The organism is Pseudomonas sp. Pseusp21, assembly GCF_059492145.1.
Genome location: NZ_CP168520.1, coordinates 4243790 through 4256375, shown reverse-complemented (window position 1 = coordinate 4256375; position 12586 = coordinate 4243790). Strand labels below are relative to the sequence as shown.

At 62.4% G+C, this 12586-nt stretch carries 11 protein-coding genes and 1 riboswitch; of the genes, 5 read left to right on the top strand and 6 right to left on the bottom strand.

Features of this window, described 5'->3' with window-relative positions; all coding sequences use genetic code 11:
- Positions 1-62: 62 nt before the first annotated feature.
- Positions 63-1952 (bottom strand): phosphomethylpyrimidine synthase ThiC, encoded by a 1890-nt coding sequence (gene thiC / locus ACEN93_RS19385; RefSeq protein WP_085648060.1) that lies wholly within the window; start codon positions 1950-1952, stop codon positions 63-65.
- 146 nt (positions 1953-2098) lie between these two features.
- Positions 2099-2204, bottom strand: a riboswitch (TPP riboswitch).
- 196 nt (positions 2205-2400) lie between these two features.
- Here thiC and ACEN93_RS19380 point away from each other — a divergent pair.
- On the top strand, positions 2401-3834 hold the full coding sequence (locus ACEN93_RS19380; protein WP_039766588.1) for a TolC family outer membrane protein: 1434 nt from the start codon (positions 2401-2403) through the stop codon (positions 3832-3834).
- A 31-nt stretch (positions 3835-3865) separates the two neighbouring features.
- On the opposite strand, the gene waaA is transcribed toward ACEN93_RS19380, so the two are convergent.
- Positions 3866-5146, bottom strand: a complete 1281-nt coding sequence (waaA, locus tag ACEN93_RS19375; RefSeq protein WP_039766585.1) for a lipid IV(A) 3-deoxy-D-manno-octulosonic acid transferase — start codon at positions 5144-5146, stop codon at positions 3866-3868.
- An 11-nt stretch (positions 5147-5157) separates the two neighbouring features.
- On the bottom strand, positions 5158-6060 hold the full coding sequence (locus ACEN93_RS19370; RefSeq protein WP_414881416.1) for a LysR family transcriptional regulator: 903 nt from the start codon (positions 6058-6060) through the stop codon (positions 5158-5160).
- A 103-nt stretch (positions 6061-6163) separates the two neighbouring features.
- Between ACEN93_RS19370 and ACEN93_RS19365 the strand changes: the two genes are divergently transcribed.
- The 4 genes from ACEN93_RS19365 to ACEN93_RS19350 all read left to right on the top strand — a co-directional run bounded on the left by ACEN93_RS19365 (position 6164) and on the right by ACEN93_RS19350 (position 9603).
- Positions 6164-6496 carry a DMT family transporter gene (locus ACEN93_RS19365; RefSeq protein WP_085654394.1) on the top strand — a complete coding sequence of 111 codons (333 nt, stop codon included), beginning with the start codon at positions 6164-6166 and terminating at the stop codon, positions 6494-6496.
- 122 nt (positions 6497-6618) lie between these two features.
- On the top strand, positions 6619-7794 hold the full coding sequence (locus ACEN93_RS19360) for an NAD(P)/FAD-dependent oxidoreductase (RefSeq protein WP_495610393.1): 1176 nt from the start codon (positions 6619-6621) through the stop codon (positions 7792-7794).
- Positions 7791-8603 (top strand): aldo/keto reductase, encoded by an 813-nt coding sequence (locus tag ACEN93_RS19355; protein ID WP_103386579.1) that lies wholly within the window; start codon positions 7791-7793, stop codon positions 8601-8603. Before ACEN93_RS19360 ends, ACEN93_RS19355 begins: the two co-directional genes overlap by 4 nt.
- Before the next feature lie 31 nt (positions 8604-8634).
- Positions 8635-9603 carry a metal ABC transporter ATPase gene (locus ACEN93_RS19350; protein WP_495610392.1) on the top strand — a complete coding sequence of 323 codons (969 nt, stop codon included), beginning with the start codon at positions 8635-8637 and terminating at the stop codon, positions 9601-9603.
- Between the two features lie 66 nt (positions 9604-9669).
- Here the strand turns inward: ACEN93_RS19350 and hldE are convergent, their stop codons facing one another.
- The 3 genes from hldE to ACEN93_RS19335 all read right to left on the bottom strand — a co-directional run bounded on the left by hldE (position 9670) and on the right by ACEN93_RS19335 (position 12505).
- Entirely contained in the window at positions 9670-11094 is a 1425-nt protein-coding gene (hldE, locus tag ACEN93_RS19345) for a bifunctional D-glycero-beta-D-manno-heptose-7-phosphate kinase/D-glycero-beta-D-manno-heptose 1-phosphate adenylyltransferase HldE (protein WP_039766576.1), read from the bottom strand.
- Positions 11095-11196: 102 nt separating this feature from the next.
- Positions 11197-11808, bottom strand: coding sequence for an adenylyl-sulfate kinase (gene cysC, locus ACEN93_RS19340; protein WP_495610391.1), 612 nt, complete (start codon positions 11806-11808; stop codon positions 11197-11199).
- Positions 11801-12505, bottom strand: a complete 705-nt coding sequence (locus ACEN93_RS19335) for a sulfotransferase family 2 domain-containing protein (protein ID WP_074689613.1) — start codon at positions 12503-12505, stop codon at positions 11801-11803. The genes cysC and ACEN93_RS19335 overlap by 8 nt, the downstream gene beginning before the upstream one ends.
- Positions 12506-12586: the final 81 nt, after the last annotated feature.

The following is a 12586-nucleotide window of genomic DNA, read 5'->3' as shown; positions in this document are numbered from 1 at the left end:
ACAAGTCAGAAGCGATATGCGGACTGCTTCTCCTCTTGTAGCTTGTAGCTTGCCGCTCGTGGCTAGACTTTCTTGTACAGCTGACTGCCTTCCTTCCTGAACCGCTCGGCCTGTTCCGCCAGGCCCTGGGCGACATCCACGTCGACCGCGTCGATCCGCTGGTTGGCCGCGTATTCGCGGACTTCCTGAGTGATCTTCATCGAGCAGAATTTCGGCCCGCACATCGAACAGAAATGCGCGACCTTCGCCGAGTCCTTCGGCAGGGTTTCATCGTGATACGAACGGGCGGTGTCCGGGTCCAGACCGAGGTTGAACTGGTCTTCCCAGCGGAATTCGAAACGCGCCTTGCTCAAGGCGTTGTCGCGGATCTGCGCGCCCGGATGTCCTTTGGCCAAGTCAGCTGCGTGAGCGGCGATCTTGTAGGTGATGATCCCGGTCTTCACGTCATCCTTGTTCGGCAGACCCAAGTGTTCCTTCGGCGTCACGTAGCAAAGCATCGCGCAACCGAACCAGCCGATCATCGCCGCACCGATACCCGAGGTGATGTGGTCGTAACCCGGTGCGATGTCGGTGGTCAGCGGGCCGAGAGTGTAGAACGGCGCCTCGTCGCAGCACTCCAGCTGCTTGTCCATGTTCTCTTTGATCAACTGCATCGGCACGTGGCCGGGGCCTTCGATCATGCATTGCACGTCGTGCTTCCAGGCGATCTTGGTCAGCTCGCCGAGGGTCTCCAGTTCGCCGAATTGCGCTTCGTCGTTGGCGTCGGCAATCGAGCCCGGACGCAGACCGTCGCCCAGCGAGAAGCTGACGTCGTAGGCCTTCATGATTTCGCAGATTTCGTCGAAGTGGGTGTAGAGGAAGTTCTCTTTGTGGTGCGCCAGGCACCACTTGGCCATGATCGAACCGCCACGGGACACAATGCCGGTCACACGTTTGGCGGTCAGCGGCACGTAGCGCAGCAACACGCCGGCGTGGATGGTGAAGTAGTCGACGCCCTGCTCCGCCTGCTCGATCAGCGTGTCGCGGAACAGCTCCCAGGTCAGGTCTTCGGCGACGCCATTCACTTTTTCCAGCGCCTGATAAATCGGCACGGTGCCGATCGGAACCGGCGAGTTGCGGATGATCCACTCGCGGGTTTCGTGAATGTGTTTGCCGGTGGACAAGTCCATCACGGTGTCCGAGCCCCAGCGAATGCCCCAGGTCAGTTTCGCCACTTCTTCTTCGATGGACGAACCCAGCGCGCTGTTGCCGATGTTGCCGTTGATCTTCACCAGGAAGTTACGGCCGATGATCATCGGTTCCAGTTCGACGTGGTTGATGTTGGCCGGAATGATCGCGCGGCCACGGGCGATTTCTTCGCGCACGAACTCAGGGGTGATTTCTTTCGGAATGCTCGCACCGAAGCTGTGGCCGGCGTGCTGCTGTTTCAACAGGCCGGCAGCGCGGGCTTCTTGCAGCTTCATGTTTTCGCGGATGGCGACGTATTCCATCTCGGCGGTGATGATGCCTTTGCGCGCGTAGTGCATCTGGCTGACGTTGGCCCCGGCCTTGGCGCGGCGCGGGTTGTTGACGTGGGCGAAACGCAGTTTGGTCAGCTCAGGATCGGCCAGACGCTCCTGACCGAAATTCGAGCTCAGGCCTGGCAGGCGCTCGGTGTCGCCACGGTCGTCGATCCACGCCGAACGCACGTCGCCCAGACCTTTGCGCACGTCGATCACCACGTTCGGATCGGTGTACGGGCCGGAGGTGTCGTAGACGGTGACCGGCGCGTTGATTTCGCCGCCGAAGTCGGTCGGGGTCACATCGAGGGTGATTTCGCGCATCGGCACGCGGATGTCCGGGCGGGAGCCCTGAACGTAGACTTTTTGCGAACGGGTGAACGGTTGAACCGACTGCTCGTCGACCTTGGCCGAGTCACTCAGGTTGATCGCGCTTTTAGATTTTGTAGTCATCACGGGCTCTCCAGACAGCATCCAGGCAGTGGATTGTCGGAGCAGAACCTGAAAGGCACGGACGCACCAGGACTGGTGCTGTGCATCGTCGTCGAGCGTTCGATTGTCGAACAATTTCCCGGACGAAGCACAAGAGGACTCGCCGGGTGACGAGAAATCTTGTTCCCTACGCAGGCGCTAACCTGATCAGGTTCAACGGGATCCGAAATTATTCGATCTCAGCCTCATAGCAAGGCACCCCGACAAGAACCCGGCCAGTCTAGACACAACCGGCAAAGAACGCCAACACCGTGGCAAACACCATGATGAATGGCGCAATTGGCAGATTGTTGCCTGCCGCCGGCGCTACTACACTCGCTACGCCATGCTGCGCCTTGACGCTGCATGGGCCGCGCCTTACCTTTGGCGCCCGGATTATTTCCATAATATTCATGCTAGGGATCGCCTCATGCTGCGCAAACTCTCACTGGCTGTCGCCGTGTCTTGTGCGTCCACCGCAACGGCCTGGGCAGCAGAAGCGCCTTTATCGACCAGGACCGATCTGGTCAGCGTTTATCAGGAAGCCGTCGACAACAACGCCGACCTGGCCGCCGCCCGCGCCCAGTACGGTGCGCAGAAAGAAGTGGTGCCCCAGGCCCGCGCCGGGCTGCTGCCGAACCTGTCGGGCGGCGCTGAAGTCGCCAATGTGCGCACCTCGATCGACCAGCCCTCGGCCATCGCCAATCGCAGCGCGCACTCCTATCAGGCGACGCTGGCGCAACCGCTGTTCCGCGCCGATCGCTGGTTCCAGTACCAGGCCGCCAAGGACGTCAATGAGCAGGCCGCGCTGCAACTCTCGGCCACCGAGCAGAACCTGATCCTGCAAACCGCCGAAAGCTACTTCAACGTGCTGCGCAGCCAGGACAACCTGGCCTCGACCAAGGCCGAGGAAGCCGCGTTCAAGCGCCAGCTCGACCAGTCCAACGAGCGCTTCGATGTGGGTCTGTCGGACAAGACCGACGTGCTGCAATCGCAAGCCAGCTACGACACCGCGCGGGCCAACCGGATCGTCGCCCAGCGTCAGGTCGATGATGCGTTCCAAGCGCTGATCACCCTGACCAACCGCCAGTACAACTCGATCCAGGGCATCGTCCACACGTTGCCGATCCTGCCGCCGGCGCCGAACGACGCCAAGGCCTGGGTCGATACCGCCGCGAAACAGAACCTCAATCTGCTGGCCAGCAACTACGCGGTCAGCTCCGCCGAACAGACCCTGAAACAGCGCAAGGCCGGCCACCTGCCGACCCTCGACGCCGTGGCCAAATACGAAAAGGGCGACAACGACGCCCTCGGCTTCTCCAACCCGAACGCGTTCGGTACGCCGTACAGTGGCAACGTCGAGCAGAGCACCGTGGGCCTGCAACTGAACATCCCGATCTACAGTGGCGGATTGACCAGCTCCCAGGTGCGCGAGTCCTACTCGCGGCTGGACCAGACCGAGCAGCAGCGTGAAGGCCTGCGCCGGCAAGTGGTGGAGAACACCCGCAACCTGCACCGCGCGGTGAACACCGACGTCGAGCAGGTGCAGGCGCGCCGCCAGTCGATCATCTCCAACCAGAGCGCGGTGGAAGCCACGGAAATCGGTTACCAGGTGGGGACGCGCAACATCGTCGATGTGCTCGACGCCCAGCGTCAGCTCTACACCTCGGTGCGCAACTACAACAACACCCGCTACGACTACATCCTCGACAACCTGCGTCTGAAGCAGGCAGCGGGGACATTGAACCCAGGCGACCTGCAGGATCTGACGCGTTATCTGAAGGCCGACTACAACCCGGACAAGGATTTCCTGCCGCCGGATCTGGCCAAGGCTGCGGAAGCCCAGCTCAAGGCCCGGCCTTAAACAAAAAACGCAGCCCCGAGGCTGCGTTTTTTTATGCGCGGTCGATCAACCTTCCCAGGCCATCGAGCAAGCGCTGCAACGCGCCCTGATTACGGCGCATCACGCTCAGCCCGGCATCGGCCATGCGCTGTGCGTCGCGCGGCAGTTCGAACAGACGCTGCACTTCTGTCGCCAGACCTTCAGCGTCATCGACCTCGGCCAGCGCCCCGGCGCTGCGCAGTTGCGCGGCGATGTCGAGGAAGTTGAACAGGTGAGGGCCGCTGATCACCGGTTTCGCCAAGGCTGCCGGTTCCAGCAGATTGTGTCCGCCGTTGGGCACCAGACTGCCGCCAACAAACGCGCTGTCGGCCAGGGCGTAGAGAAACAGCAACTCGCCCATGGTGTCGCCGAGCAGCACCGAAGTCTGCGCATCGACGCTCGCGCCGGTGGAACGGCGCACCGTGGCAAAGCCTTCACGCTGGCACAACTCGAACACCGAGTTGAAACGCTCGGGGTGACGCGGCACCAGAATCAGCAGTGCATCGGGATGGTTGGCCAGCAAACGGCGATGGGCATTCAGCACCACTTCGTCTTCGCCTTCATGGGTGCTGGCGGCGATCCATACCGGCCGTTCCAGCGCCTGCCATTGGCCGCGCAGTTCAGCGGCGCGTTGCAGCAGTTGCGGGTCGATGGTCAGGTCGAACTTGATCGAGCCGGTGACTTCAACTGTCTCCGCACGCGCACCGAGATCACGGAAGCGCTGGGCTTCGGCCTCGGTCTGCACGGCGAACAGGCTCATCTCGGCGAGCATCGGCGCGGTCAGTTTGCTGAAGCGGCCATAGCCTTTGGCCGAACGCTCGGACAGGCGTCCGTTGGCCAGCGCCACCGGAATCCCGCGTTTGGCGCATTGGTGAATGTGGTTGGGCCAAAGCTCGGTTTCCATGATCACTGCCAGTTTCGGCTGCACGCGATCCAGAAAACGCGCCGCCGCGCAGGGCAAGTCGTAAGGCAGGTAGCAATGCTGGATGCGCGGCTCGTTGGCGAACATTGCGTGAATGCGTTCCGACCCGGTCGGCGTCATGCAGGTCACGGTGATCGGCAGTTGTGGATAACGTTGCAGCAGCGCACGGATCATCGGCGCAGCCGCGATGCTCTCGCCCACCGAGACGGCGTGAACCCAGATACCTCCGGGCTGCAAGGTCGGCAGGCCATAGGAGAAACGTTCGCCAATCCGCTTGGCATACGCCGGCGCCTTGCGCGAACGCAGCCACAGCCGAATCGCCACCAATGGCAGCCCCAGGTAAAACAGCGCGGTGTAGAGAGTTCTATTCATGGCGGCGGAGTTTATCGGCTTTTGCCGCCGATCGCCCGCAGGTGTATGGCAAATCGCTCCGCCAGCCAGCGCGCCGCCGGTCCAAGCGGTTCATCACGGCGCCAGACCAGTTCCACCACCAGCGCCGGCGGCGTCCATTCGCTGTCCAGTTCCACCATCAGGCCCTGATACGCCGAGTACTGCACCACGTGGCGCGGCAGCCAGGCCCAGCCGAGGTCACGCACCAGCCATTCGGCCATCACGTAGAAACTGTCAGCGCGCCATACCTGCGGACTGGCCGGTTCGTTGCCGGGATAAATGCTGGTCTGGGTCGACATCAACAACTGCCGATGCTGCGCCAGTTGCTGGCAGGTGACGTAAGCCTGCGCTGCCAAGGGATGGTTGACGCCGCAGACCGTGACCATTTCCACACTGCCCAGCACCCGGCGCTCCAGCGCTTCAGGGATTTCATCGTGATAGAACAGCAGCCCGAGATCGGCCCGGCGCTCCACCAGTTTGCGTGAAACCTCACCTTGGGCGGCGCTGGTCAGTTGGACTTCCAGACTGGGAAACTGCTCGGCCAGGGCGGCGAAGCTTTCCACCAGCGCCTGATAGGGCATCGCCTCATCCTGGGCCACCCGCAGCTGCGCTTCCTGCCCGCGCATCATGGCCACGGCCCGGCCGTTCAGGCGCTCGCACTGGCGTAACACTTCACGCGCCTCCTCCAGCAACGCCTCCCCTGCTTCGGTAAGAATCGGCTGGCGACCACTGCTACGCTCGAACAGGCTGACACCGAGGTCGTCCTCGAGCATGGCAATCGCGCTGCTGATCGCCGACTGCGCCTTGCGCTGCTGACGTGCCACGGCGGAAAACGAGCGCTGCTCGGCAACGCCGACAAACACCCGCAACTGCTCCAGATTCCATTGCATGCTCATCAGGCCAACCCATCTTTTAAACAGATAGGTAATGACTTTACCCCATCTGGGGAGTCACTAGAATGCCGCCTCAGCAAGCAATGCTACACACGAGGATTTGAACATGAACGCTTACGTCTACCTGGCCATCGCCATCTGTGCCGAAGTGATCGCGACCGTTTCGATGAAAGCCGTCAAAGGCTTCAGCACGCCTTTGCCGCTGCTGCTGGTCATCGTCGGTTATGGCATCGCGTTCTGGATGCTGACCCTGGTGGTACGCAGCGTGCCGGTGGGCGTGGCCTACGCGGTGTGGGCCGGCATGGGCATCGTGATGGTCAGTGTCGCGGCGCTGTTCATCTACGGGCAGAAGCTGGATATCCCGGCGATGCTCGGAATGGCGCTGATCGTGCTCGGCGTGGTGGTGATTCAACTCTTCTCGAAAACCGCCGGCCATTAACAGCAGCGACAGGCTTCAAGCCACAAGCTGCAAGCCAAGCCAAGCCGATTTTTCCCCTTCGGGTTGCAGCTTGCAGCTTGAAGCTTGAAACTTGCGGCTTATTTGAGCCTTGAGGTCGTTGCATGCCATCTCCAATTTCCACCGACGTGCTGATTGTCGGCGCGGGTGTCGCCGGTCTCTGGCTGAACGCGCGCCTGCGTCGCCAGGGTTTCTCGACCGTGCTGGTGGAAAGTGCCAGCCTCGGCGGCGGGCAGAGTGTGAAGTCCCAGGGCATCATCCACGGCGGCGCCAAGTACGCGCTGCACGGTGCGCTGACCGGTGCCTCGGAAGCCATCGCCGACATGCCGCGCCGCTGGCGTGAAGCCCTGGCCGGCAACGGCGAACTGGACCTGACCGGCGTGCGCCTGTTGTCCGAAGCCCATTACCTGTGGTCGCCGGGCACACTGGCCGGCAATCTGACCAGTTTCTTCGCCAGCAAAGCGGTGCGTGGCCGGGTCGATCAGGTCAAGGGCGATCAACTGCCGCCGGCCCTGCAAGACAAACGCTTCAAGGGCAAGGTCTACCGTCTCGCCGAGCTGGTGATCGACGTGCCAAGCCTGATCCAGCGTCTGGCGGATTTGTCGGGTGACGGTCTGCTCGCCGGCCACGACATCGAGCCGTTACTGGAAAGCGGTGTGCTGGTCGGTCTGAAAGTCGATGGCCGCGAGATTCGTGCCCAGCGCATCGTCCTCAGCGCCGGTGCCGGTACCGCCGACCTGCTGACTGCTTTGGGCCTGACTCATCCGGCCATGCAACGCCGGCCGCTGCACATGATCATCGCCAAGGGCCCGGGCCTGAAGCCGCTGTACGCGCACTGCCTCGGTGGCGGCACCAAACCGCGCATCACCGTGACCACCCACCCGGCCGCTGACGGTCAGTGGGTCTGGTATCTGGGCGGCGACATTGCCGAATCCGAAGGCGTGGCCCGTGAGCCGGCCGAACAGATCGCCACCGCCCAGAAAGAACTTGGCCAGTTGTTGCCATGGATCGACCTGAGCACCGTGCAATGGGCGACCCTGCGCGTCGATCGCGCCGAACCGCTGCAAACCGGTCTTACCCGCCCGGACAACGCGTTCCTCGCCGAAGAAGGTCGCCTGCTGGTCGGCTGGCCAACCAAGCTCGCATTGGCCCCGGACTTCGCTGACCGGGTGATTGCCTCCCTGGAACGCGACGGCATCCAGCCAAGCCACGTAGCTCCGTTGCCCGAGCTGCCAAAACCACCGATGGGCGTTCCCGCCTGGGAGCAACTGCTGCCATGAGCCTGCCGACCCTGCACGATCTGCATCGCCCGCTGGGCAGCACAGGCCTGCTGGTTTCGCCGCTGGGCCTGGGCACCGTCAAACTTGGCCGCGACCAGGGCGTGAAATATCCCAACGGCTTCCAGATCCCCGACGACGACGCTGCGCGCATGCTGCTCAAGCAGGCGCGGGAGCTGGGCATCAACCTGATCGACACCGCCCCGGCCTATGGCCGCAGCGAAGAACGCCTCGGCCCACTGCTGCGCGGTCAGCGTCAGGACTGGGTGATCGTCAGCAAGGTCGGCGAAGAATTCGTCGACGGCCAGTCGAGTCACGACTTCAGCGCCGCTCACACGCGGATGTCGGTGGAGCGCAGCCTGCAACGTCTTGAAACCGATTTTATCGATCTGGTGCTGGTGCACTCCGACGGCAACGATCTGGCGATTCTCAACGACAGCGAAGTCTACGCAACCCTCGCGGCACTGAAGGCCGAGGGCAAGATTCGCGGCTTCGGTTTCTCCGGCAAGACGGTCGATGGTGGTTTGAAAGCACTGGAGCAAGGCGACTGCGCGATGGTCACCTACAATCTGAACGAACAAAACGAGAAGGCGGTCATTGACTATGCTGCTGCCCACGGTAAAGCCATTCTGGTGAAGAAGGCCCTGGCCAGCGGTCATGTGTGCCTGAGTCCCGGCGTGGATCCGGTGCGCGCCAGCTTCGAATTGCTGTTCGCCCAGCCCGGCGTGGCCAGTGCCATCGTCGGGACAATCAATCCGCTGCACCTCGCCCATAACGTTGCGACCGTTGCCCAGGTCCTTCGTGGTCACTGACGCCGCCTCGCGGCCTTAAGCAGGAGCCGACATGCCGCGTACGCTCATCAGAAAGAACCCGAGCAACTTCAAGACGCTGCCGCTGTTCGTCGAAGCCACGCCGGAAGGCCTGACCTACCAGAGCGTGGGCATGCCGTTGAATTTCGCCCAGACCCTGCAGCGGCGCAAGCCGGTCAGCGTGGCCGATGCCGAGCGCTTTGCGCTGGAGCTGGCCAACCTCGGCGTCTCGGTGCGCCTGACCCTGCACTGGCAGAATCGCGATTATTGGGTGCTGGTACGCCAGCGGCGGCAGGATCGCGGCGATGTGGTGCTCAAGCTGATCTCCGGCTACGTGCCGGCCCATGAGCTGAACATTCCGCTGCACACGGCGATCCAGGAAATTGCCGAAGAATGCCTGCTGGAAACACCGGAAGGCTGGCTCGGCGGGCGTTTCAACGACACCTGGCTGCCGGCGCCGTACTCATCGGCGCTGCATTATCGCGAGGCCCTGCCCTTTCGCCTGACGCCGCTGTCCGGCTCGGCGCGGCCGGTGCGCTGCGCCAATCTGCAATTGCTCGAACGGCCGAGGGCTTACGTGCACTTGCCGACCGCGTCCCTGCAATTGATCTACGACCTGCGGCTGGACGTGCCCAAGGAAGCCAAGAACCTCAGCCTGTTCCATGTCGATGAACGGCTGGAAGGCGATCAATTGGTCGCCCGGCTCGACCGCAAGCGCCCCGATCTGTACTTGATGCCGTTGCAGGACGGCGAACCGCTGCCTGAGTTGTATACGCTGAAGAAAGGTCAGTTGTACCCGGCGGGCACTCGCGGTCTTTATCTGGCGGAAAGTTTCGCCCGGCAGGACGGCTGGCTGGTGCGCGATGAGCGGATTCGCTGGAAAGACTGGTTGCGCCAGCAGGGTTTGACGCCGCCACCCAAGGACTCGGGGCTCGCGCGGTTGCGCGGCAAGGCGAAGCAGCTGCTGAAGAAAATCGTGCCGCGCAAGAAAGTGAATTCCTGAACGGCAAAAGACCGCGCCTGCGAGTAACTCCGGAGAGTCGTCGCAGGCGCGGTCTTTATGTTTGCATCACTCGGACTTGCGGATTTTTTCCACAATCGCCGTGGTCGAGCTGTTTTCCACCAGCCCCAGCACTTTAACGGTGCCGCCATAGGCTTTGACGATATCGGCGCCGACCACTTGATCGATGCCGTAATCGCCACCCTTCACCAGCACGTCCGGCTTGACCTCGCGCAGCAGGTTTTCCGGGGTGCCTTCGGCGAAGCTGATCACCCAGTCCACCGCGCCGAGACCGGCGAGAACCGCCATGCGCCGGTCAACACTGTTGATCGGCCGGCCCGGCCCTTTCAGGCGGCTGACCGAAGCATCGTCGTTGATCGCGACGATCAGCCGATCGCCCTGCGCTCGCGCCTGCTCGAGGTAGGTCACGTGGCCGGCGTGCAGGATGTCGAAGCAGCCATTGGTGAACACGATCCGCTCGTTGTGCGCCCGGGCATCGGCAACTGCCAGCAGCAGTTGCTCCAGACCCAGCACGCCACGCTCGGAACCTTCTTCACGCTGAATGGCGCGACGCAGTTCCGGGGCGCTGATCGCCGCAGTACCCAGCTTGCCGACCACGATGCCCGCTGCCAGGTTGGCCAGCGCTACCGCGTGCGGCAATTCTTCGCCAGCGGCAATCGCGGCTGCCAAGGTAGAAATCACCGTATCGCCAGCACCGGTCACGTCGAACACTTCACGGGCCCGCGCAGGCAGATGCAGGGCCGGATGATCCGGACGCAGCAGGGTCATGCCGTGTTCGCCACGGGTCACCAGCAGCGCGCCGAGATCCAGGTCATGCATCAGCGTCGCGCCCTTGGCCACCAGCTCGTGCTCATCGGCGCAACCGCCGACGATGGCTTCGAATTCGCTGAGGTTCGGGGTGATCAGGCTCGCGCCACGGTAGATCGAGAAATCCTTGCCCTTCGGGTCGGCCAGCACCGGAATGCCTTTGGCACGAGCGGCCCGGATCAGCGCCTGATGGTTTTTCAGGGCACCTTTGCCGTAGTCGGACAGCACCAGCACCTTGATGCCTTCGAGCAGATCATCGACCTGCGCGCCGAGGGCCAGGGCGTCGGTGGCGAACGGTTCTTCGAAGTCGATACGCAGCAATTGCTGGTGCCGGCTCATGACCCGCAGCTTGACGATGGTCGGCTGGTGCGCGATGCGTTGAAACAAGGCTCGCACGCCCGCACCCTTGAGGCTGTTGCTCAGGCTGTCGGCGGCTTCGTCGTCACCGGTCACACCGACCAGCGACGCCGGCGCACCCAGCGCGGCAATGTTCAAGGCAACGTTGGCGGCACCGCCCGGACGGTCTTCGATTTGCTCGACTTTAACGACAGGAACCGGCGCCTCAGGGGAAATCCGTGAGGTACCACCATGCCAGTAACGGTCGAGCATGACATCGCCGACCACCAAGACAGGGGCTTGATCGAATCGCGGCATGGACAACTTCATGGAGCAACCCACATACAAAATGAACAGGGGCGCGATATTAACACAGGGTTGGCGAAGGCTTGTGCGGTGGCTGCAACAGGATGAAACAGCTGGCTTTTTTGCTCATTTTTTAAGCAGAAAAGTTGCCAACCGCTCGCAGGCTTCGCTCAACTCGAGGGCTTGCGTGTCGATCCGGCACTCCGCCGCCAACGGCGCCTCGTAAGGGCTGTCGATACCAGTGAAATGCTGGATACGGCCCTGACGTACGGCCTGATACAAGCCTTTAGGATCACGACGCTCACACTCTTTGAGCGAAGTGCTCACATGCACTTCGATGAAGTCGCCCTTGGCAAACAGTTGCCGCGCAGCGTCTCGCTCGGCACGAAATGGCGAGATCGCTGCGACGATGACAATCAGGCCGGCATCGACCATCAGCCGGGCGACTTCCGCCATGCGCCGGATGTTTTCCCGGCGGCCGGCATCGTCCATGCCCAGATCACGACACAATCCGTTGCGTACGTTGTCGCCATCGAGCAGAAATGTGTGCAGCCCGAACTGATGCAAGTGCAGGTCCAGCGAATTGGCCAGGGTCGACTTGCCGGCGCCGGACAGTCCGGTCAGCCACAGGCAACGCGGCCGCTGCCCCTTGAGCGCGGCTCGCGCCTGGCGAGACAGCGCAAGGCTATAGGGGCTGATGACAGGCAATGTCGCCAGACTGCGCAGAGCCTCATTCATAACCGAGCAACTCGTAGTCACGCTGATAGGCCCGACGCACCAGCCGACGGGTTCGCGCCGTGCAGAACTCCCGCGCCTTCAGCGGTTGGCGCTGCCGGGAGCTGTTGACGTGCGGCAACTGACACACCATCCCCAAGCGCTCGCAGACCTGTTTGAAATCCTGCTCGAGATGCTCCTGGTAACCGATGAAGTCCAGGGCCAGATGCCCCAGTGAATCGGTGAGAAAGTCGGTTTGCGCAGCAAAGTGCAGTTGCCGCGAGATCGTCTCCGGGTGCAGCCAGCGTGCGACAAAGTCATCAAAATCCCGATACTGGCGAACCATTTGCTGAGCGGCGTGATCGCGCCCGCTCAAGGTGTTGCCATGCAAAAAGGCGTAAGCCGAATAGGCGCGCTCCAGCGGGTCGCGCACAAAGGCGAACTTGTAGGCGGCGGCATATTGCTCGGGAAATTGCTCTTCGTACCAGTACAACGGCAAGTGTCCCGGACGCCAGCCGTCGAACATCGCCGCACACAAGCTGCTGCCGGCGCATTTGGGCACGTGGATAAACAGACAGTCGCGCTGCTCGAAGGCAGCGGGAAACGCCAGACTGGCCGACATCGACTTGTTCACCACTTGCCGGTCGACCACCGACAGGCGCCCCAGCAGAAAGGCCCGCTGCGGCTTGGGCAGCAATTTCCACAGATAACGTTGCAGCATGCCAGCACCCGCGCGAAGAGGATGGCCCCTTCGATTGAAGTCAGAGTTCGTTCAGGAACCTTAACAAGCGCGACGGCCGGT

Bases quoted from the DNA above. Each gene is read 5' to 3' on its own strand.
- thiC (WP_085648060.1), bottom strand. From the start codon at position 1,952: ATGACTACAAAATCTAAAAGCGCGATCAACCTGAGTGACTCGGCCAAG.
- cysC (WP_495610391.1), bottom strand. From the start codon at position 11,808: ATGAATGAGGCTCTGCGCAGTCTGGCGACATTGCCTGTCATCAGCCCC.
- waaA (WP_039766585.1), bottom strand. From the start codon at position 5,146: ATGAATAGAACTCTCTACACCGCGCTGTTTTACCTGGGGCTGCCATTG.
- hldE (WP_039766576.1), bottom strand. From the start codon at position 11,094: ATGAAGTTGTCCATGCCGCGATTCGATCAAGCCCCTGTCTTGGTGGTC.
- ACEN93_RS19360 (WP_495610393.1), top strand. From the start codon at position 6,619: ATGCCATCTCCAATTTCCACCGACGTGCTGATTGTCGGCGCGGGTGTC.
- ACEN93_RS19335 (WP_074689613.1), bottom strand. From the start codon at position 12,505: ATGCTGCAACGTTATCTGTGGAAATTGCTGCCCAAGCCGCAGCGGGCC.
- ACEN93_RS19355 (WP_103386579.1), top strand. From the start codon at position 7,791: ATGAGCCTGCCGACCCTGCACGATCTGCATCGCCCGCTGGGCAGCACA.
- ACEN93_RS19380 (WP_039766588.1), top strand. From the start codon at position 2,401: ATGCTGCGCAAACTCTCACTGGCTGTCGCCGTGTCTTGTGCGTCCACC.
- ACEN93_RS19370 (WP_414881416.1), bottom strand. From the start codon at position 6,060: ATGAGCATGCAATGGAATCTGGAGCAGTTGCGGGTGTTTGTCGGCGTT.
- ACEN93_RS19365 (WP_085654394.1), top strand. From the start codon at position 6,164: ATGAACGCTTACGTCTACCTGGCCATCGCCATCTGTGCCGAAGTGATC.
- ACEN93_RS19350 (WP_495610392.1), top strand. From the start codon at position 8,635: ATGCCGCGTACGCTCATCAGAAAGAACCCGAGCAACTTCAAGACGCTG.